This window comes from Streptomyces sp. NPDC088785 (assembly GCF_044750685.1).
GTDB lineage: Bacteria > Actinomycetota > Actinomycetes > Streptomycetales > Streptomycetaceae > Streptomyces.
In genome coordinates, this window is the sequence record NZ_JBIVKH010000001.1 from 650,454 (window position 1) to 671,572 (window position 21,119).

12 protein-coding genes are annotated in these 21,119 nt (G+C 74.4%); 2 read left to right on the forward strand and 10 right to left on the reverse strand.

Translation table 11 applies throughout. The annotated features are described in order from the left end of the window. Positions 1 to 65: 65 nt before the first annotated feature. Entirely contained in the window at positions 66 to 1,646 is a 1,581-nt protein-coding gene (gene guaA / locus ACIP5K_RS02880; RefSeq protein ID WP_401404291.1) for a glutamine-hydrolyzing GMP synthase, read from the reverse strand. 227 nt (positions 1,647 to 1,873) lie between these two features. Between guaA and ACIP5K_RS02885 the strand changes: the two genes are divergently transcribed. Together ACIP5K_RS02885 and ACIP5K_RS02890 are read left to right on the forward strand one after the other, a co-directional pair. After that, positions 1,874 to 2,206 (forward strand): chorismate mutase, encoded by a 333-nt coding sequence (locus ACIP5K_RS02885; RefSeq protein WP_401405253.1) that lies wholly within the window; start codon positions 1,874 to 1,876, stop codon positions 2,204 to 2,206. Positions 2,207 to 2,792: 586 nt separating this feature from the next. Continuing rightward, positions 2,793 to 3,815, forward strand: coding sequence for a peptidase (locus tag ACIP5K_RS02890; protein WP_401404293.1), 1,023 nt, complete (start codon positions 2,793 to 2,795; stop codon positions 3,813 to 3,815). Between the two features lie 72 nt (positions 3,816 to 3,887). Here ACIP5K_RS02890 and ACIP5K_RS02895 read toward each other — a convergent pair whose 3' ends face one another. The 9 genes from ACIP5K_RS02895 to ACIP5K_RS02935 all read right to left on the reverse strand — a co-directional run bounded on the left by ACIP5K_RS02895 (position 3,888) and on the right by ACIP5K_RS02935 (position 21,091). After that, positions 3,888 to 5,666 carry a GMC oxidoreductase gene (locus tag ACIP5K_RS02895; RefSeq protein ID WP_401404294.1) on the reverse strand — a complete coding sequence of 593 codons (1,779 nt, stop codon included), beginning with the start codon at positions 5,664 to 5,666 and terminating at the stop codon, positions 3,888 to 3,890. 46 nt (positions 5,667 to 5,712) lie between these two features. Continuing rightward, entirely contained in the window at positions 5,713 to 7,347 is a 1,635-nt protein-coding gene (locus ACIP5K_RS02900; protein ID WP_401404296.1) for a succinic semialdehyde dehydrogenase, read from the reverse strand. Positions 7,348 to 7,483: 136 nt separating this feature from the next. Next, positions 7,484 to 9,184, reverse strand: a complete 1,701-nt coding sequence (locus ACIP5K_RS02905; RefSeq protein WP_401404298.1) for a serine/threonine-protein kinase — start codon at positions 9,182 to 9,184, stop codon at positions 7,484 to 7,486. Position 9,185: 1 nt separating this feature from the next. Next, positions 9,186 to 10,856, reverse strand: a complete 1,671-nt coding sequence (locus ACIP5K_RS02910) for a serine/threonine-protein kinase (RefSeq protein WP_401404300.1) — start codon at positions 10,854 to 10,856, stop codon at positions 9,186 to 9,188. A 78-nt stretch (positions 10,857 to 10,934) separates the two neighbouring features. Then, positions 10,935 to 12,551 carry a serine/threonine-protein kinase gene (locus ACIP5K_RS02915; RefSeq protein WP_401404302.1) on the reverse strand — a complete coding sequence of 539 codons (1,617 nt, stop codon included), beginning with the start codon at positions 12,549 to 12,551 and terminating at the stop codon, positions 10,935 to 10,937. 64 nt (positions 12,552 to 12,615) lie between these two features. Beyond that, on the reverse strand, positions 12,616 to 14,274 hold the full coding sequence (locus ACIP5K_RS02920) for a serine/threonine-protein kinase (RefSeq protein ID WP_401404303.1): 1,659 nt from the start codon (positions 14,272 to 14,274) through the stop codon (positions 12,616 to 12,618). Between the two features lie 158 nt (positions 14,275 to 14,432). Beyond that, entirely contained in the window at positions 14,433 to 16,892 is a 2,460-nt protein-coding gene (locus ACIP5K_RS02925; RefSeq protein WP_401404305.1) for a protein kinase, read from the reverse strand. 154 nt (positions 16,893 to 17,046) lie between these two features. Continuing rightward, positions 17,047 to 19,035 carry a serine/threonine-protein kinase gene (locus ACIP5K_RS02930; RefSeq protein WP_401404307.1) on the reverse strand — a complete coding sequence of 663 codons (1,989 nt, stop codon included), beginning with the start codon at positions 19,033 to 19,035 and terminating at the stop codon, positions 17,047 to 17,049. Between the two features lie 346 nt (positions 19,036 to 19,381). Then, the gene (locus tag ACIP5K_RS02935; RefSeq protein WP_401404309.1) at positions 19,382 to 21,091 is read right to left on the reverse strand and encodes a glycerol-3-phosphate dehydrogenase/oxidase; all 1,710 of its coding nucleotides are present in this window, start codon (positions 21,089 to 21,091) and stop codon (positions 19,382 to 19,384) included. Positions 21,092 to 21,119 lie beyond the last annotated feature (28 nt).

Genomic DNA, 21,119 nt, shown 5'->3' on the forward strand with positions numbered 1-21,119 from the left:
GGGCCCCGCACGCGAGAGTGCCGCCCACCCGGAGGCGGACGGCACTCGGCGTGCGGGCGTGGGGACTACTCCCACTCGATGGTGCCCGGCGGCTTCGACGTCACGTCGAGCACGACGCGGTTGACGTCCGAGACCTCGTTGGTGATGCGCGTCGAGATCTTCGCGAGCGTCTCGTACGGCATCCGCGTCCAGTCCGCCGTCATGGCGTCCTCGGACGAGACCGGGCGCAGCACGATCGGGTGGCCGTAGGTGCGGCCGTCGCCCTGGACGCCCACGCTGCGGACGTCCGCGAGCAGGACGACCGGGCACTGCCAGATGTCGCGGTCGAGGCCGGCCGCGGTCAGCTCCTCGCGGGCGATGGCGTCGGCCTCGCGCAGCAGGTCCAGGCGCTCCTCGGTGACCTCGCCGACGATCCGGATGCCCAGGCCCGGGCCGGGGAACGGCTGGCGCTGGACGATCTCGTCCGGCAGGCCCAGCTGGGCGCCGACCATGCGGACCTCGTCCTTGAACAGCTGGCGCAGCGGCTCGACGAGTTCGAACTCGATGTCGTCGGGGAGCCCGCCGACGTTGTGGTGCGACTTGATGTTCGCCGTGCCGGTGCCGCCGCCGGACTCGACGACGTCCGGGTAGAGGGTGCCCTGCACGAGGAAGGCGACCTCGGGGCCGTCCTCCTGGAGGATCTCCAGCTGGGCCTGCTCGAAGACGCGGATGAACTCCCGGCCGATGATCTTGCGCTTGGTCTCCGGGTCGGAGACCCCGGCGAGGGCCTTGAGGAAGCGCTCGCTGGCGTCGACGACCTTCAGGTTCGCGCCGGTGGCCGCGACGAAGTCCTTCTCGACCTGCTCGGTCTCGCCCTTGCGCATCAGCCCGTGGTCGACGTAGACGCAGGTCAGCTGGGAGCCGACGGCCTTCTGGACGAGGGCCGCGGCGACCGCGGAGTCGACGCCGCCGGACAGGCCGCAGATGGCGCGCTTGTCGCCGACCTGGGCGCGGATCGCCTCGACCTGCTCCTCGATCACGTTGCCCGTGGTCCAGGTGGGCTCGATGCCCGCGCCCCGGTACAGGAAGTGCTCCAGGACCTGCTGGCCGTGCGTGGAGTGCATGACCTCGGGGTGGTACTGGACCCCGTACAGCTTCTTCTCGTCGTTCTCGAAGGCCGCGACCGGGACGACGTCGGTGGACGCGGTGACGGTGAAGCCCTCGGGGGCGGCGGAGCAGGCGTCGCCGTGCGACATCCACACGGGCTGCTCGGCCGGGGTGCCCTCGAAGAGCGTCGAGTCGGCCCTGGAGACGGTCAGCGGGGTGCGGCCGTACTCACGGGCGCCGTTGTCGTCGACGGTGCCGCCGAGGGCCGTCGCCATCAGCTGGAAGCCGTAGCACATGCCGAAGACGGGGACGCCCGCCTCGAAGATCGCGCGGTCCAGGCTGGGGGCGCCCTCCGCGTAGACCGACGAGGGGCCGCCGGAGAGGATGATCGCCGCCGGGTTCTTGGCGAGGATCTCCTCGACCGGCATGGTCGACGGGACGATCTCGCTGTAGACCCGGGCCTCACGGACGCGGCGGGCGATGAGCTGGGCGTACTGCGCGCCGAAGTCGACGACCAGGACGGTGTCGGGAGCGGCGGCAGCGGTGGACGCTGATGACACGGGTTGCCTTCCGGCGGCTTTACGGGGGGTCGGTACCGGCGATTCTACCGGTTCGCGGGGGACGGCCCTCGGGCGCGATGGGTGGCGTTATAGTGGCCGCGTGTTCACGCTCACGACGACCTTCGTCTTTACCTATGGCAGCCGGCCCGCCGGATGCCATGGTCGTGCTGCTTGAGCCACTGACAAGCCACTTCCCAGGCGCCCCGGGCCGACAAGGCCCGGGGCGCCTGGCGTGTACGGGGACTGTCGGTCCGGGGACGTCGCCGCCCCGCACAGAGACCGGAGTCCCGCCCATGACCGCCACGCACGACACCGCCACCGCCGGCCTGATCGCCGGCGCCCGCGAGCGCATCGACGCCCTCGACGACCGGATCATCGGGCTCGTCCAGGAACGGATGGCCGTGTCCGCCGTCGTCCAGGAGGCCCGGATCACCTCGGGCGGCCGGCGGGTGAACCTCTCCCGCGAGATGGAGATCCTCGGCCGCTACCGGGAGGCGCTGGGCCGGCCCGGCACCGCGCTCGCCATGACCCTGCTGGAGCTGAGTCGCGGCAAGGTCTGACGCCCGTATCCCAGTTCGGTTCCGCACTCACCCGTACGGCGCGTGACCCCGGGCCCGCGGGCTTCGTTGGTCCCGATGTCCGTGCCAGCCAGGCGCGGGCCGATCGAACCACGCGTGGCTCCGCTGGAGCGATGAGACGTCACGGCCACGCCGTACGTCGTGGGACCTCGCTCCAGTGAAGTGACCGGACGGCAGGGGACAGCAGCCCGGTCACCGAAGAGAACGGCCGGCCCCGGGGACGCCCGGGGCCGGTCGGCCTCCTTCACCTCCCCCCTCCAGACCTCGGCCGAGCACGACACGCGGGACACCCCAGGCCCGCGCGTCCGTCCCCTGCCCGGCCCGCAGTACGACCCACCCTTCCGAGACCAGCGGCGCGACCCCCCGGCGCCGCTTCCCGGCACCGGCGCCGCCCTGACGTCGGAGCCGACCGTGCGGGGCCCGCAGACCTGTGCTGCGGGCCCCGCACTGCTGCGTGCGCGCGGTCCGGCGGCGGCCCTCGTAAAGATTCTGTGAGATTCGGGACAACCATTCACAGGGATCACCGGTCACACATGCCGAACCAACGGTCCGAACCATCGAGGTCCTCATGAAGCTACGCCGCGCACTGGTGACGGCGGCCGCGACGGCCGCCATAGCGCCGATCGCGCTCCTTTCCGCTCCGGGCGCCTTCGCGGACGAGACGCCCGGCACCGTCGGCGAGAGCGCCGCGACGCCGTCGCCGCAGGCCCCGGAGTCGACGCCCGCCGCGGAGACGACCCCGTCGGACACCGCGACCACCCCGGCCGCCGAGGACACGGCCCAGGCCACCGAGAAGCCGCTCGCCCCGGCCGACGACGTCGTGCCCACCGAGGACCCGGAGAAGACGCCCGGCGACGACGAGGAGACGCCGACCGACCCGGCCGACGAGTGCACGGACCACGAGGACAGCCCCGGCACCCTCGCCGAGCTGCGCGGACTGCCCTCCGAGATCGTGGCGGGCTCCGGCTGGCAGGGCTTCACGTTCCGCGTCTCGAACTACACCGGCACGGCCTTCGAGTCGTTCTCCGCCGACCTGTACGCCTTCTCGTACGCGTACGACACGAACACCACCGAGACGAGCCGGTACCTGCACGTCCAGTGGTACGACGGCACCGCGTGGCAGGACCTCGACACCCGGATCGAGTCCGACCACGAGAACTTCGGCGAGGGCGGGCCGCTCGCCCCGGGCGACCACGCCGACATCCGGCTGCGCATCAAGGTCGACGCGAAGGCCCCGGCCGGGATCGGCGGCTCGGTGGCCTTCGCCACCAGCGTCAACACCGAGGGCGTCTGCGGTTACAGCGTGCCCGAGGACCAGGAGTACCGCTTCGAGATCCTGCCCGCGGCCACCAAGCCGGGCGGCGGGGTCCCGCCGGCCACGGCCGAGCCGAAGCCGTCGGCGACGCCGTCGGCGAAGCCGAGCAACACCCCGGCCCCGCAGGCCAGCAGCACCCCGCTGGCCGGTTCGCTCGCCGCGACCGGCTCCAGCAGCGCGCTGCCCACCATGGGCGTCGTCGGCGGTGTCGCCGTCCTCGCCGGCGCCGGTGTCGTCTACTCGGTGCGCCGCCGCAGGGTGAGCGACGAGGCGTAGGCGCCGCGCACGACCCGCGACCTCGGGAAGGACCCGCACTCGGAGGGGGGTGCGGGTCCTTTCGGTCGGCGGCTACGCCTCCTTGGGCGGCACCGCGGGCATCCCGAGGAACGGCAGCCGCAGCGCGCCGAACGCGTCCGCCGGGACCGCCGGGTTCTTCGGCTCGACGGCGGACAGCCGGACATAGGCCGCGCCGGACTCCGGACGCGGGTCCTCCTCGCCCTTGTTGGGCCAGTACGACATCGCGCGCTCGGCCTGCGCCGTGATGGTCAGCGACGGGTTCACGCCCAGGTTCGCGGTGACCGCGGCGCCGTCCACCACCGAGATGCCGGGGTGGCCGTAGAGCCGGTGATAGGGGTCGATCACCCCGGTCCCGGCGCTGTCGCCGATGGGGCAGCCGCCGAGGAAGTGCGCGGTCAGCGGGGTGCCCATCAGCTCGCCGACGTTCGACCCGGCGAAGCCGTTGATCTCCGCGGCGATCGCCGCCGCGCCCTCGGACGCCGCCCTGATCTGCTTGGGGTTGGGAGCGCCATGGCCCTGGCGCGCGGTGAGCAGGCCCTTGCCGACGCCGTCCGCCTTGAGGTGCGTCGTCAGGGAGTTGTCCAGCGACTGCATCACCAGGCCGATGATGGTGCGCTCCGACCACTTGCGGTTGGACAGCGACCGCACGGCCAGGCTCGGGTGCTTGGCCACGTTCGCCAGCCAGCCCGCGACCCGCGAGGAGCCCTCCACGTACGGCACCTGGAGGATCGACATGCCGCCCATCGCGTTCGAGCCCCTGCCGTAGCGGACCGGCTCGATGTGGGTGTTGGCGTCCGGGTGGATCGAGGACGTGATCGCGACGCCGCGGGTGAAGTCCGCGCGGTCCGCGCCGTGCTTGCGGCGGTAGCGGCGGTCGGTGGTCTGCGCGCCGACCAGCGCCTCGGAGTTCGTGCGCGTCAGCTCGCCCAGCCGCGCCGACAGGTGCGGGAGGTGGCCGCTCGCCCTCATCCGGTGCAGCAGGGTCTGCGTGCCGTACGTGCCGGCCGCGACGACGACCCTGCGGGCCGTGAAGGTGCGGCCCCGGGCCTTCTTCCTCGCGTCCGTGGGCAGCGTCGCGACGGCGTAGCCGCCCCGGGAGTCGTCCGTCACCGAGACCACCGTCGTCATCGGGTGGACCACCGCGCCCGCCTTCTCGGCGAGGTACAGGTAGTTCTCGTTGAGGGTGTTCTTCGCGCCGTGGCGGCAGCCCGTCATGCACTCGCCGCACTCGGTGCACGCCTTGCGGGCCGGGCCGGCGCCGCCGAAGTACGGGTCCGGGACCTGCCGGCCGGGCTCGGCCCGCACCCCCTCGGCGTCGTCGCCGTCGCCGAAGAAGACGCCGACCGGCGCCATGTGGAAGGTGTCGCCGATGCCCATCGACCGGGCCGCCGCCTTCAGGTGCACGTCGGCCGGGGTCATCGTCGGGTTGAGCCGGACCCCGAGCATGCGCTGCGCCTGCTCGTAGTACGGCTTCAGCTCCGCCTCCCAGTCGGTGATGTCCTTCCACTGCGGGTCCTCGAAGAACGGCTTCGGGGGGACGTAGAGGGTGTTGGCGTAGTTCAGCGAACCGCCGCCGACACCCGCGCCCGCCAGCACCATGACGTTGCCGAGCAGATGGATGCGCTGGATGCCGTACATGCCGAGCCTGGGCGCCCAGAGGTAGTTCTTGATGTCCCAGGAGTTCTTCGGAAGGGTGCCGGGGGTGAACCGGCGACCCGCCTCTAGCACTCCGACCCGGTAGCCCTTCTCGGTCAGCCGCAGGGCCGACACCGAGCCGCCGAAACCGGAGCCGATGACCACGACGTCGTAGTCGTAGGCGTCCTCAGTCACGTACACGTTCTCCTTCGAACGACCGCTGTGGCTGCTGGCTGGAGTCTTACTTGAGGTGGAACTTCTTCATCAGGCCCAGGCTGCGCGTCATGAAGTCCGCGTACTTCTCGTCGCTCATCCCGAACGACGGCGCCATCGGCATCACGCGCTGGTGGGCGACGGTCTGCGCCTCGGTGTACTTGAGGATGCCCTCGGAGCCGTGCCGGCGGCCGAGACCGGAGTCCTTCATGCCGCCCATCGGGGACTGCACGGAGCCGTAGGCGGGCGCGTAGCCCTCGTTGATGTTCACGGTGCCGGTGCGCAGCCGGGCCGCGACCTCGTGGCCGCGCCTGGCGTCCTTCGTCCACACCGAGGCGTTCAGGCCGTACGCGGTGCCGTTGGCCTCCGCGATCGCCTCGTCCTCGTCGGTGAAGCGGTAGAGGGAGACGACCGGGCCGAAGGTCTCCTCGGTGCAGACCGCCATCGGCGCCTCGACGCCGTCGAGGATGGTCGGCTCGAAGAAGTACGGGCCGATGTCCGGGCGCGCGACACCGCCCGCGACGAGGGTGGCGCCCTTGGCGACGGCCTCCTCGACGTGCCGGGACACCGTCTCCAGCTGGCGCTCGCCGACCAGCGAGCCCATGTCGGCGCCGTACGCGAGGGACGTGCCGAGCCGCATCGCCTTGGTGCGGGCGGCGAACCGGGCGACGAACGCGTCGGCGACCGACTCGTGCACGTACAGGCGCTCGATGGAGATGCACAGCTGGCCCGCGGACGAGAAGCAGGCGCGCACCGCGCCCGCGGCGGCCTTCTCCACGTCGGCGTCGGCGAGCACCAGCATGGCGTTCTTGCCGCCGAGTTCGAGGGAGACGCCGACCAGCCGGGCGGCGGCGCCCTGCGCGACCTCGCGGCCGGTGCGGGTGGAGCCGGTGAACGAGACGTAGTCGGCGTGCTTGACCAGCTCGGGGCCGACCACCGGGCCCTCGCCGAGGACGACCTGGAAGACCTCGGCGGGCAGTCCGGCCTCGATGAGGAGGTCGCGGGCCCACAGCGCGGTGAGGCAGGTCTCCGTGTCCGGCTTCATCACGACCGCGTTGCCCGCGGCGAAGGCGGGGAGCGCGTCGCCGACCGACAGCTCCAGCGGGTAGTTCCAGGGGGCGATCTGGCCGACGACGCCGCGCGGCTGGCGCAGCTCGGTCACCTTGGTGAGCGTCGGGACGGCGCCGGTGTGCCGCTTGGGCTTCAGATAGGCCGGGGCCCTGCGGCCGTAGTGCCGGGCGGCCACCGCGACGGCCTGCACCTCTTCGTGCGCGTGCAGCCGGGCCTTGCCGGTCTCCAGCTGGATCAGGTCGAGCACCTCGGCCTGGCGGGCCAGCACCAGGTCGTGGAAGCGCAGCAGGACGGCGGCGCGGCGGCGGACCGGGGTCCGTGCCCAGACGGCCTGCGCCGCGCGGGCCCGCTCGAAGGCCAGCGCCACGTCGTCGGGCGTCGACTCGGGCAGGTCGGCGAGCTTCTCCCCGGTGAACGGCGTGTGGTTCGCCGTGCGGCCGGAGCCGACCACGTCACGGGTGAGCTGGGCGATCAGCTCGGGGGTGACCACGTCGGTGACCGTGCGCGCCCCTGCGGGTGCGGCGGCGATCGGGTTCGTCCCGGTCGTCCCGGGCTTCTCGGTCTGCTCTGGGGTGGCCTGCGACTCCGTCATGAAGGGGAGCGTAAGCCTCGGCGCACACTTTGGGTACCCGTCGGTAATCTCCCTTCACGGCGTTCACACACCGCGCCAGCGATCACTGGCAGCAAAGCTGCTGATCAGCGCCTTTGCCGGTGCCCGGGGCCGGCCCTCAACTCTTTCCCAGCCGAAGCCTCGCGCGGGCCTCCGTGAAGAGGTCGGTGCCCTGCTTCTCGTGCTCCCCGCCGTCCTTCGGCATGCTCACCCCGAGGTCGTAGCGGCCCTGGTCGCCGACGATGTAGAGGCGGATCTCCCGCACGGCGTCGTCGCTGCCCGCGCTCGTGTACGTGATGTCGAGCCGGGCGGCGTCCATGCCGTGGAAGTCCGTCCTGGTGACCGTCCTGCGGACGTCGCCGAGGCCCTTGTCCGGGTAGGAGTCGCCGACGCCGGTCGCCCAGTCGGCCGCCGAGGAGGTGCCGGTCGCCCAGCGCTTCAGGCTCAGCGTCACGTCGCTCTTGGGGTCGGTGTACTGCACGCCGTCGTCGGAGGGGTCGTGGTAGACGTCGGTGAGCCGGTCGGGGACCGAGACCACCGCCCGCAGACCGGGTTCCTCGCGCACCGTCCAGCCCTTGTCGGAGCGGGCGGTGGCCGACGACGGGGCCGACGACGGGGCCGACGCCGGGGCCTGCGACGACGCGGGGCCCGACGGCGACCGCGACGCCGTCGCCCGCGTCCCGGACGGCGACCGGTGCGGCCCGGACGCCGCTCCCTCGCTGTACCCGGTGCCGCTGCCGCCGGAGTCCGCGCCGAGCGAGGTGCCGAGCCAGACCCCGCCGCCGACCAGCAGCGCACCCGCCAGCGCGGCCGCCAGCAGGGCGGGGGTGCGGCGGGATCCGCCGGCCCGCGCCCCTTCCCGGGTGGCACCGGGCGCGGGCGCCGCCGGTTCCTCCTCGACCGCCCCGGCCGCCCCGCCCGGCCGGGGCACGGACGGCGCGGTCGGCGACGGCGGGGTCGGCGCGGACTGAGTGGTCGGCGGGGTCGGCGGGGTCGCGGCGAGGGCCGCCGTCAGCTCCCCGGCCACCTCGTCCGCGTCCGGCCGCCGCGCCGGGTCCTTGGCGAGCAGCCGGGCGATCAACGGCCCGAGCGCACCGGCCCGTTCGGGCTCGGGCGGGTCGAAGGAGAGGATCGCGGCGAGCGTCGACTCCAGCGTCGTGCGGCGGAACGGCGACCAGCCCTCCACGGCCGCGTACAGCAGGACGCCCAGCGACCACAGGTCGCTCGCCGGGCCCGCGCCGTCGCCCGACATGCGCTCCGGCGCGATGGACTCCAGCGAGCCGACGAACTCGCCGCTGACCGTCAGCGACTCCTCGCCCTGGATGTGCGCGATGCCGAAGTCGGTGAGGACGACGCGGCCGTGCGGGCCGAGCAGCACGTTCGCCGGTTTCACGTCCCGGTGCAGGATGCCTCTGGCGTGCGCGGCGCGCAGGGCGCCGAGCACCGCGAGCCCGATCCGCGCCGCCTCGGGCGGGTCGAGCGGGCCGCGGGCCAGCAGTTCGTGCAGCGACTCGCCGCGCACCAGCTCCATGACGATCCACGGCAGCCGGTCCTCGACGACGACGTCGTGCACGGTGACCGCCGACGGGTGGTCGACGCCCGCGGCGGCCCGCGCCTCGCGCTGGAGGCGGGCGTAGGCGCGCTGCTGCGCCTCGCCGTGCGGGTCGCCGGGCAGCCGCGGCTGCTTCACGGCGACGTCGCGGCCGACGAGTTCGTCGACCGCGCGCCACACGGTGCCCATGCCGCCCGCGCCGATCCGCTCGGCGAGCCGGTAGCGGCCGCCGACGAGCCGGCCCTCCTGTTCCCCGTACCCGTCCACGTCAGGAGTTCTCGATCTCCAGGTTGGCGACGGCGGCGTCGGCCACCTCGCGGCCGCGGTCGGCGAAGTCGCCCTCCCGCGGGTAGTCGGCCCTCAGCTCGTACATGTCGCCGCCGGCCTTGACGTAGAGGATGCGGATCTCGCGCTTGAGCGAGCCGGTGCTCTCGGAGGTCCGGTACGTGACGGTGTTGGTGCCCGCCGTGTCGTCGCCGTGGAACGAGGTGTCCTTGGGCGCGCCCTTGGGTGCCGGGGCGGCGGCCATCCCGATGTCCGGGTCGCCGCTCGCCTCGAAGTCCTTGTTGTCGGCGAAGGCCTGGGCGACGCCGTCCTTGGCGATCTCGTCGAGGCTGTCGTCCGCCTTGCGCCGCACCGACAGGCTCACCCACACCGCGCCGCTCGCGTCGGTGTACCGCACCCAGTGCTCGTCCGCGGGCGCGTCCGCGGCGGGCTTCGACTCGGTGTACCCGGCGGGCGCGGCGACCGTCGCCTTCAGCTCCGGCACGCCGTGCCACGTCCAGCCGTCGGGCAGCGGGCCCGCGAACGGCTCGGCCAGGACCAGGTAGGCCACGGCCGCCAGGACGACGACGCCCGCCGCGATCCCGGTCAGCGCCTTGCGGCCGAGCCGGATCCCGCCCTGCCCGGAGCCGATCCGCACCACCTGGGTGGGCGGCGGGGCCGGCGGCTGCGCGGCCCGTTCGAGGAGGGCGCGGACCCGCGGGGCGCCCGGCCGGTGCGCCGGGTCCTTCTGGAGCAGCCCGTTGATGCAGTCGGCGAGCGGGCCGCGCGCCGAGGCGGGCGCGGCCGGTGTCGCGTTCAGCACCGACTGGAGGGTGGCCGGGGTGTTGCTGCGGCGGAACGGCGAGACGCCCTCGGTGGCCGCGTACAGCACGACCCCCAGCGACCACAGGTCGGAGGCGGGGCCGGGCCGCTGGCCCAGGACGCGCTCGGGCGCGATGAACTCCGGCGAGCCGACGAAGCCGCCGGTGTCGGTCAGACTGGTCTCGCCCTCGATCTGGGCGATGCCGAAGTCGGTGAGGACCACCCGGTCGTGGCGGCCCAGCAGCACATTGTCCGGCTTGACGTCGCGGTGCAGGATCCCGGCCGCGTGGGCGGCCTCCAGCGCGCCGAGCACCTGGAGGCCGATCCGGGCGGCCTCGCGCACCCCGAGGGTGCCCTCCTGGAGCGCCTCGCCGAGGGAGCGGCCCCGCACGAACTCCATGACGATCCACGGCTGTCCGTCCTCGACGGCCACGTCGTGGACGTTCACCACCGCCGGGTGGTCGAGCCGGGCCGCGGCGCGCGCCTCGCGGCGCATCCGCTCGAAGGCGTTGGACCGCTCCCGCTCGGGCAGCTGGTCCGGCAGCCGGGGCTCCTTGACGGCGACCTCCCGGTCCACCGTCACGTCCTCGGCCCGCCACACGGTGCCCATCCCGCCGTTGCCCAGCTTGCTCAGCAGCCGGTAGCGCCCGGCGACGACCCGGCCCGCGCCCGGGTCGGGCTGCCGCGGCGGCGCCGGCTCGGCCTGCGGCGCGGCAGCGGCGGCGGGCCGCGCGTACGGGTTGTCCGGGTGCGGCACGTACGACGGCTGCGGCTGCGGCGGCCGCAGCGCGAAGCTGGTGGGCTCGTCCGCGCCCCGGCCCGGCCCGGTGGGTACTCCCCCGTTGTCACTCATGGCCCTATCCCTACCGTGCGGGCCGCCCCGGATCCACCGGGGTCACGGAGTTGTGACCGCGCTGATGCACCCCGCGGGTCAGTCCCCCGCGGTGGGCACGAACGTGTCGACCGCCGCGTCGAAGTGGGCCCGTCCCTGGCCGGCCTCGGCGACCGGCGCCGAGACCCACACGTCGTACATCCGGCCGCCCTGTTCCCAGCACAGGTCGACGGTGTGCCGGGGGCCCTCGGCCGTGCTGAAGCCGTTCCAGGTGAACTCCCACAGCGCCGCGGCGCGCCCGTCGTGGGTGGTGTCGGTGACCTTCCCCGCCCGGTAGCCGGGGTTGTTCCTCGGCCCGTCGGCGGCCGACCGGCGCTGCACCGCGCCCGGCCCGCCGCTCTCGGTGTCCGCCACCTTGATGCCGATGCGGAAGGTCTTGTCCGGTGACATGTAGAAGGTCCGCGGCCCCTGGAGCTGCCGGACGAAGCCGTCGGGCACGGCGAGCCGGAACCCCCGGCCGTCCTCGACGATGCGGTATCCGGCGGGGGCGGAGGCGCGCGGGGTCGCGGTGCGGGTCTCCCGGCGGGTGACGGTGACGGTCGGCGTGGGCGCGCCGGACCCCGCCGCGGACCCCGGCCCGGACGCGGACGGCCGGGGCGACGCCGAGGCGGTGCCCTCCGGTGGCGCGTTGTCGCCCGTGTCCTGCCGGGGCAGCAGCACGGCGACCGCGATCCCGGCGCCCGCGACGGCCGCGACGAGCGCCGCCGCGACGAGCAGCACCCGGGTCGAGGGCCCGCGCCGGGCGGTCGCCGGGGGCCGGTCGAGCCGGGTCGGCGTGTACAGGGCGCGGGACGGCTGGAACCCGTGGGGCACGGCGGGCTGCGGGGTGGCGCCGGTGGCGACGAACGCGCGCAGCAGCCGCTCGGCCTCGTCGAGGCCCAGGCGCCGGTGCGGTTCGCGCTGGAGCAGGCCCTGGATCACCGGGAGCAGCGGTTCGGCCGCGGCGGGCGGCCGGATGTCCTCGTAGACGACCGCGTGCAGGATGCCGCCCAGGGAGTCGCGGCGGAACGGTGATTCGCCGGTGAGGACGGCGAGGAGCAGCACGCCGAGCGACCACAGGTCGGCGCCCGTGCCGGCCCGCTCGCCCGCCATCCGCTCGGGCGCGGTGTACTCGGGCGAGCCGACGAAGCCGCCGGTCTCGGTGAGGGTGGCGGCCCCCTCGACCTGCGCGATCCCGAAGTCGGTGAGGACGACGCGGCCGGCCTCCAGGAGGACGTTCGCCGGTTTGAGGTCGCGGTGCAGCACTCCGGCGGCGTGGGCGACGCGCAGCGCGCCGAGGAGCGCGAGCCCGATCCGGGCGGCCTCGGTGGCCTCCACCGGGCCCTGCCGGGCGATCCGGTCGGCGAGCGAGCCGCCCTCGATCAACTCCATGACGATGTAGGGGTGTTCGTCGTGCAGGACGACGTCGTGGACGACGATGATGTTGGGGTGCCGCAGCTGGGCGACGGCCCGCGCCTCGCGCAGCATCCGCTCGCGCTGCTGGCGCGCGTCGTCCGCCGGCAGGTTCTCGTCGAGGCCGAGTTCCTTGACGGCGACCTCCCGTCCGAGCAGGGTGTCGGTCGCCCGCCACACGACGCCCATGCCGCCACGGCCGATCCTGGCCTCAAACCGGTAACGCCCGCCGATCACACGGGCGTTGACCCCCTCGGTCCCCATGCGCCCCATCATGCCGCACGGGTGTCCGGATTGAGGGGAAGGTTCCGGTCAGGGGGCGGGGGCGCTATCCGGCGGGCCGCCAGCCCTTGCGGATGTTGTCGAACTGCTCGCGGGCGCTCGGCCACTCGCCCGCCGGGGCGGACAGGTAGAGGGCGTACTCGGTGCCGCTGTCGGCCGTGTACGTCTCCTCGATGGCCCGGCGCGGTCCGCTCGCCGTGTCGTGGGAGCCGCCGGTCCAGGTGAAGTCCCACAGGGCGCCGGGCCGGTCCCGGAAGGTGTTCTCCTGCAAGGACACCCGGCGGTAGTCGGGCAGCGACTTCTGGAGGACCTTCTCCAGGTCCAGCTGGTGCTGGTAGGCGTCCGGCCAGTCGGAGTCCGTCTCGATGCCGACGCGCACGAAGCGCTGCCCGTCGCCGGGCCCGTAGTCGATCTGGGTCTCCTTGCTGGAGTCGAGGCGGTGCCAGCCGGGCGGCAGCATCAGGCTGAACCCGGCGGGGTCGTCCACCTGCTTCCAGTCCGCCGGGATGCCGCCGGTGCCGGGCCGCGCGGACCCCGTCGCGGATCCGGAGGGCGTCGGGCTCTGCGACGCGGTGGCGCCGGTGCCGCCGTCGCCGCCCGCGTCCTGCCGCGAGGACGTGCCGGAGTCCCGGTGGTCCAGGTAGGTGATCACGCCGAACGCGCCGCCGCCCCCGACGAGCAGCGCGGCGACCACGCCCGCGACCCACTGCGGCCAGTGCCGCTGCCGGGCGCCGGTGGCCGTCGACGTCGTGGTGTGCTGGACGGGCGGCCGAGGCAGGGGCGCCGCCGCGTGCGTCGGCGCGGTGGGCGCCGCGGTGGGCACTGCGGTGGCGTGCGTCGGCGCCGACGGGTGCACCTGCGTCGGTACGTACGCCTGGGCCCCGCTGGTGCGGCGCCCCTCGGCGACCTCGGCGAGCATCATCTCGGCCTCGTCGGGGCCGGGCCGCGCCGCCGGTTCCTTGCGCAGCAGCGCGGCGATGACCGGCCCCAGCTCGCCCGCGTGCCCGGGGGTCTCGGGCTCGTCCTCGACCACGGCCTGCATGGTGCTCAGCGGCGAGGTGCGGCGGAACGGCGAGCGTCCCTCCACGGCCGTGTACAGGGTGGCGCCCAGCGCCCACAGGTCGGAGGCGGGGCCCGGCGCGGAGCCGCTGACCCGCTCCGGCGCCAGGTAGTCCACGGAGCCGACGATCTCGCCGGTGCGGGTGAGGGTGGAGTCGCCCTCGACCTGCGCGATGCCGAAGTCGGTGAGCTTGACGCTGCCGTCGTGCGCGAGCAGGACGTTTCCGGGCTTCACGTCGCGGTGCAGCACTCCGGCCCGGTGCGCGGCGCGCAGGGCCCGCAGCGTCCACAGGCCGATCCGGGCCGCTTCCGCGGGGACGATCCGTCCGTGCTCCTTGACGGCGTCGGCGAGCGAGGGGCCCTCGACCAGCTCCATGACGATCCACGGCCGGTCGTCGTGCTCCAGCACGTCGTGCACGGTCACGACCGCCGGGTGGTTGATGCGGGCGGCGGCCCGCGCCTCCGTCTGCGTGCGGGCCAGGAGCGGGGCGCGGTCGGCCTCGGACACCCATTGAGCGGCCGTCAGTTCCTTCACGGCGACCGAGCGGTGCAGGACCTCGTCGTGCGCCCGCCAGACGCGGCCCATGCCACCGCGGCCTATCGATTCTCCGAGCCGGTAGCGGCCCGCGAGGAGCTGGCCCTGCATCTGATTCACGTTCCCCCGCAAAGGTCTTGACGGGGCCACCCTAGGGAGGAGGGGGCGCCCAAGGAACAGGCGGGGGCCCATGGAGACCGCACTGTGACGCGTGTCGCGTTCACCTTCCCGTCGCCCCGGCGTACCCGCCGGATACCCGCGGGGGGTGCTCAACCCCCGTACTGGTACGTGGAGGACGCCTGGTCGAACAGGCGCGACACCTCGTCGCGCTCGGCCTCGGGTCCGCGCACCTGCACGACGTGGTACTTGCCGCCGACGACCATGGCGAGATTGCGCACGTACACCTGCCGGCCGTCGCCGCCCTGCCAGGTGAACTGCCCCTCGGCCATGGTCCGCCCGCCCACGTCGATGGTCTTCATGCCGCTGGAGGTGGCCCAGGTCGAGTCGCGGAACGGCTGGAGCTCGCGCTCGTCCTCGCGCTGGTACTTCATCGGGTCGCGGCCGTACGTGGCCGTGGAGTCGCGCCCGGGGACGACGAGCAGCTCGAAGTCGCCCTGCGCGTAGACGACCTGGCCCCGCCCGTTCTTCCCCGCGCGCTGCCAGCCCTTGGCGACGGCGACCTCGAAGCCCTCGGCGTCCTTGCGCAGGGTGAACCCGGCGGCGACGTCGGACTGCGGCTGGGTCGAGGACGGCTTGGAACTGCTGTGGCCCTTGGGCGACTTCGAGAGTGCGGGGGTCGACGGCTCGCGGCTCTTCTCGGAGGGGCGGGGCGCGCCGCCCACCGAGTTGGCGTTCTCCCGGGTGCCGCTGCCGTCGCCGGTGCCGGACTTCGGCATGAACACCATGGCGTACGTGAGCGCGCCGGCGAGCCCGAGCAGCACGAGGGTGACGAGGAGCCTGCCGAGCGAGCGGGGCCGCCGGGGCGCGGACTCGCGGGCGGCCCGGGGCGGCGGCGCGGCGACCCGGGCCGGGCGGGGCGGTTTCGGCGCGCGGGGGGCCTTGGGCGCGCGGGTCTCCTCGACGGGCCGGGGCATCCGGTCGTCGCGGCCGCGCTTGTGCCGGGCCCCGTGGCGGCCGGCCGTCCGCGCCCCGCGCCGCCTGCGCACCAGTTCGCCGCGGCGGCGCTTGATCGGCAGCCGGGTCGCGTCGTAGGCGGGCGCGGGCACGACCTGGGTCCCGGCCTCCGGTTCGGGCGCGGAGCGCACCAGGGACCGCAGCCAGCCCCGCAGGTCCTCGAAGTCGAGCCGCTCGGTGGGGTCCTGGCGCAGCAGGGACTCCACGACGGGCCGCAGCGGCCCGCACTCCTCGGCGAACGCGGGCGGTTCGGCGCACACCATCTGCACCAGCTCGGCCGTGGACTCCTCCGGGTAGGGAGCGTGCCCCTGCACGGCGCGGAAGAGCAGCGCCCCGAGGGCCCAGAGGTCGGTGGCGGGCCCGACGGGCGCGGCGAGCTGCCAGCTCTCCTGCACCGGGTAGGCCTGCTCGGGCGCCCAGCGTTCGGTGACGGGCCCGACGACGGTCATGCGGACCTGCCGGGCGCGCTCGGCGTCGAGGGTGGTGAGCGCGGGGCGCCCTGCGGGCCTGCGGACGGCGCCCGCGGCCGGTTCGGGTCCGTCCGTGCCTGGGGCGTCCGTGCCGGGGGCATCCGTGCCGGGGGCGGGCTCGGCGCCGGGTATCAGCTCGTTCCACCGCGTGGGCTGCACGGGCGGGGCGGGCTCGGCCGGGCCCTCGGTGACGGGCCGCCGGGTGGCGCCGTGCCAGGAGTCCCGTACGCCGTAGGGATCGTCGACCTGGCCCGGGGGGCTCCCGGCGGCCGGTCCGGCCTCCCGGCCCGCGGCGGGGCCGGTCGCCGGGTCCGCGGCCGGGCCGGCGATCTGGCGCGTGGTCCGGCCCGCGGCGGCCCGCGCCCCGGCCCGGTAGGCGGCGATCGCCCCGGCGCGGGCGGCCCGGAAGTCACCGGACTCGATCGCGGGGGCGGCGGCGGGCGCGGGCGGCTTGGTCAGGACGGGCCGCGCGGGCTCCGGCGCGGGGGCGGGCTCCGGGTCCGGCTCCGGGTCCGCCTCGGGCTCCGGGGCCGGGCGCGGGTCGTAGCCGCACAGGGCCTCCTCCGCGGCGCCGGCCGCGAGCCCGGTGAGGACCACCCGCCCGTCGTCACAGACGAGCACGGTGCGCGCGGTGATGTTCCGGTGCACCCAGCCGTGCGCGTGCAGCGCCCGCAGGGCGGTCAGGACGTCGGCGGCCAGCTCGGCGGCGCGGTAGGGGCTCAGCGGCCCCTGGGCGAGCAGCGCGGCGAGCGGCCGGGCCGCGACGACCTCGCTCACGACCCACAGCGACCCGCCCTCGGCGAACACGTCGAAGACCTGGTCGAGCCGGGGGTGGTCGGGTATCTGGGCGGCGGCCTGCGCGGCCTCGATGGCGCGGGCCACGGACGGCTCGGCCGACGGGCGCGCCGGCGGTGCTCCGGGCCGAAACCCCTCCGGCAGTCCGTCCGCGTCGAGCACCTCGGCCTCGACGACCTCGGGCAACGGGACCTGCCGGACCAGGACTTCCTGCCCGCTGTACGTGTCGAAGGCGCGGGAGGCCCACGACCGCGTGGTGTCGTAGGCGTCGGCGGCTGGCAGCGGCAGGCGGTACCGGTCGGCGAGCACCCGTCCCGCGTACTCGTCCACGATGCCTCCCGCGCTCCGCCCGCCGGTCAAATCCGTTCGCTTTGCGACCTGTTACCCGTACTGATGCGCCGACATACGGCTGCGTACGGTTCGCAAGCACTCACGATACGTGCCGAACGGCGTCGAGGGAGAGGGTTCAGGACTTGCGGGCGGCTCAGGACCTGGGCGTAAAGCTCTGGGTAAAGGTCTTCCAGGTGGACTTGCGCAGCGCACCGTCCCAGTCGGCGTCCTTCGCGGTGTACATCAGCCCGTACCCCTGCGAGCCGCTCACCACGAACCCGCGGTCCACGGACCGGTACTTCGTGCCCCCGTCGGAATAGGTGAACTCCCAGTCGGCCGTGTTCCAGCCCCGGTAGTCCACCGCGGCTATGCGTATGCGGTGGTACTCCGAGCGGCGCATGTACCGCTCCTGGGCGCGCCAGTCGGCCACCGGGTCGGACTTGGGCGTGCTGGTCCAGCCGACCAGCAGCTTCTGCCCCTTGGGGCCGGTGAAGCGGGCGCCCGCGGCGCTGGTGGACGTGTACTTCCAGCCCGTGGGCAGGCCGATCTTGAAGCCCTGGCTGTGCCGGTACGTCGTCGCGGCGGCCGTGCCGGAGCCCTTGCCGGAGGAGGAGTCGTCGTCCGCCGACTCCGACGCGCTCCGCGACGCGGACGAACTCGGGCCGCCACCGGCGCCCTTGCCGTCCTTGTCGTCGCTCTTGCCGCTGTCGTCGCCCTTGCCGTCCGTACCGCTCTTGTCGTCCTTGCCGCTCTTGCCGCTCTTGTCGCTGTCGGTGCCGCCGGTACCGGCGGAGGACGTGCCGCTGTCGCCGCCCGCCTTGCCGCCCCCGTCGTCCCCGCCGCCCAGCGTGAGGGCCAGCACGGTGCCGACCACGAGGAGCGCGGCCACCACCGCGGCGATCAGCAGGGTGCGGCGCGGCACGACGTCCGTGATCGCGGCCCGCTTCGCCGGGGCGCCCGGCGACGCGCCGGCCGACCGCTCCGTGACGGCCGTGGCGGCGGCCTTGCGCACCGAGGTGAGCGCGCCGCGCAGCCGCTCGGCTGCCTCCCCGCTCCTGGCGGCGACGGCCCCCGCGGCGGCCCCGGCGGCAGCCGGACCCGCCGCCCCCGAGCGCTTCTTGTCCTCGGGCGGCAGCGGCGGCAGCGGGACGACCTTGGTCGCCTCGACCGGCTCCGGCGCGGGGACGGCCTTCGGCTCCGGCGCGTGGATCACGTCGTTGAGCAGCGCCCGGGCGCCCGCGTCGTCGAGCCGCTGCGCGGGGTCCTTGGCGAGCAGTCCGTAGATCACCGGGGCGAGCGGTCCCGCGTTGGTCGGCGGGTCGACCGGCTCGGTCATCACGGCGGTCAGGGTCGCGATCGCCGACCCCTTGTCGTACGGGGGCACGCCCTCGACCGAGGCGTAGAGCAGGCCGCCGAGGGACCACAGGTCGGCGGCGGGTCCGGGCTTGTGGCCGCGGGCGCGCTCCGGAGAGATGTACGAGGGGGCGCCGACCAGCATGCCGGTGGACGTGATCGAGGGGTCGCCCTCCACCTGCGCGATGCCGAAGTCGGTGAGCACGACCCGGCCGTCCTCGGCGATCAGCACGTTCGAGGGCTTCACGTCGCGGTGCAGGATGCCCTCGCGGTGCGCGGAGCGCAGCACGTCGAGGATGGCGAGACCGACCTCGGCCGCCCGCTTCGGTTCGAGCAGACCGTCCTCACGGACGGCCTCGGCGAGGGACTTGCCCTCGACCAGCTCCATCACGATCCAGGGCCGGTCGTCCTCGTCGACGACGTCGTAGACCGTCACCGCGCCGCTGTTGCGGATCCGGGCGATCGCCTTCGCCTCGCGCAGCGTCCGCGTGACGAGCCGGCGCTTCTCCTCGTCGTCGATGCTGGTCGGGAAGCGCAGTTCCTTGACCGCGACCGTGCGGCCCAGGGTCTCGTCCTTGGCCCGCCACACCGTGCCCATGCCGCCGCGGCCGAGTACCGCGCCCAGCCGGTAGCGGCCGGCGAGCAGCCGGCCCTCGGCGCCCCGCGACGCACTCGCGGCCTCGGCGCCCGCTGCGGACTCGGCACCGGTCCCGACCCCGTCCGACACGGGAGAGTCCTGACGAGTGCTCTTGTCCTGACGGGTTTCGCCCGCCCGCTCCGCGTCCGACATGCGTCCCCTCTGCAACCCGCCCTGACAGAACCTTCATTGTCCCTCACACCGGGACCACTTGACGCCCAGGGTCACCCCTCGGACCACCTGCTCGGGACCGCCCCGCCCACGGGGCCGCGGGAGCGGACGGACCGTCACGCGCGCACTCTGGACACTCCTGGCCATACCCGTGGCCACGCCCCTTCTGTGCCTGAATCCGGCCAGCTCACCGCAGTTCGCCGCCCCGCCGCACGCCCACTCTTCCCCCGCGCGTCGGCGAGGGCAAGGCCCCGGGGAGCTCAACACGGCATCCACCCAGGGCCGTTACGGCCGCACCCCGCGCCGGGGGGCGGCCCCGCGGTGCCCTCTACGCCAGCGGCGCGATGTCCGGCGCCCCCAGCCGGGCCGCGTCGGCGGTCAGGTCGTCGGGCTGCAACTGCGACTCCCGCTCGGCCTGCACCCGCTTCTCGTAGTGCTCGACCTCCCGCTCCACCTGGTCCTTGTCCCAGCCGAGCACCGGCGCCATCAGCTCGGCGGCCTCCCGTGCGGAGCGGGTGCCCCGGTCGAAGGTCTCGATGGAGATGCGGGTCCGCCGCGTCAGCACGTCGTCGAGGTGCCGGGCGCCCTCGTGCGAGGCGGCGTAGACGACCTCGGCCCGCAGGTAGTCGTCGGCCCCGCCCAGCGGCGCGCCGAGCCCGGGGTCGCCCGCGACGAGGTCGAGGACCTCCTCGGCCAGCGCCCCGTACCGGTTGAGCAGGTGCTCGACGCGCACCACGTGCAGTCCGGTGCGGGCGGCGATCCGCGCCCGCGCGTTCCACAGCGCCCGGTAGCCCTCCGCCCCGATCAGCGGCACGTCCTCGGTGACGCACTCGGCGACCCGCTGGTCGAGGGCGCGCACCGCCTCGTCGACCGCGTCCTTGGCCATCACCCGGTACGTCGTGTACTTGCCGCCCGCGACGACGACGAGCCCGGGCACGGGGTGCGCCACGGTGTGCTCGCGGGACAGCTTGCTGGTGGCGTCGGACTCCCCGGCGAGCAGGGGCCGCAGCCCCGCGTACACCCCCTGCACGTCGTCGCGGGTGAGCGGCACGCCCAGCACCGAGTTCACATGCTCCAGCAGGTAGTCGATGTCGGCGCTGGACGCCGCCGGGTGGGCCTTGTCGAGGTCCCAGTCGGTGTCCGTGGTGCCCACGATCCAGTGCCGCCCCCAGGGGATGACGAACAGCACGCTCTTCTCGGTACGCAGGATCAGCCCGGTCGACGAGTTGATCCGGTCCTTCGGCACGACGAGGTGGATGCCCTTGGACGCCCGCACGTGGAACTGCCCGCGCTCCCCGACCAGGGCCTGGGTGTCGTCGGTCCACACGCCCGTGGCGTTGACGATCTGGCGGGCGCGGATCTCGTACTCGCCGCCGCCCTCCACGTCCTGCACGCGCGCGCCGACGACCCGCTCGCCCTCGCGCAGGAACCCGGTGACCCGCGCCCGGTTCGCGGCCTGGGCGCCGTACATGGCGGCGGTGCGCACCAGCGTGGCGACATAGCGGGCGTCGTCCATCTGCGCGTCGTAGTACTGCAACGCCCCGACCAGGGCGTCCTTCTTCAGGGCCGGCGCGACGCGCAGCGCGTGCTTGCGCGACAGGTGCCGGTGCGTGGGCAGCCCGCGCCCGTGCCCCCGCGCCATGGACATCGCGTCGTACAGGGCGACGCCCGATCCGGCGTAGAGCCGCTCCCAGCCCTTGTGCTGGAGCGGGTACAGGAACGGCACCGGCTTCACGAGGTGCGGCGCGAGCCGCTCCAGGAGCAGCCCGCGCTCCTTGAGCGCCTCCCGGACGAGGGTGAAGTCCAGCATCTCCAGGTACCTGAGCCCGCCGTGGATCAGCTTGCTCGACCGGCTCGACGTGCCGGACGCCCAGTCCCGGGCCTCCACGAGCCCGGTGGACAGGCCGCGGGTCACGGCGTCGAGCGCGGTGCCCGCGCCGACCACTCCCGCGCCCACCACGAGGATGTCCAGCTCCCGTTCGGCCATCGCCGCCAGAGCCTGCGCGCGCTGCTCGGGTCCCAGTGTCGCTGCCTTCACTGCTGCCTCCCGCTGTCGTCGGCGCCGG

What these genes read in the sequence shown, in the direction of transcription:
- ACIP5K_RS02890 (WP_401404293.1), top strand. Translation starts at nt 2,793, where the DNA reads ATGAAGCTACGCCGCGCACTGGTGACGGCGGCCGCGACGGCCGCCATA.
- ACIP5K_RS02900 (WP_401404296.1), bottom strand. Translation starts at nt 7,347, where the DNA reads ATGACGGAGTCGCAGGCCACCCCAGAGCAGACCGAGAAGCCCGGGACG.
- ACIP5K_RS02910 (WP_401404300.1), bottom strand. Translation starts at nt 10,856, where the DNA reads ATGAGTGACAACGGGGGAGTACCCACCGGGCCGGGCCGGGGCGCGGAC.
- ACIP5K_RS02915 (WP_401404302.1), bottom strand. Translation starts at nt 12,551, where the DNA reads ATGGGGACCGAGGGGGTCAACGCCCGTGTGATCGGCGGGCGTTACCGG.
- ACIP5K_RS02920 (WP_401404303.1), bottom strand. Translation starts at nt 14,274, where the DNA reads ATGCAGGGCCAGCTCCTCGCGGGCCGCTACCGGCTCGGAGAATCGATA.
- ACIP5K_RS02930 (WP_401404307.1), bottom strand. Translation starts at nt 19,035, where the DNA reads ATGTCGGACGCGGAGCGGGCGGGCGAAACCCGTCAGGACAAGAGCACT.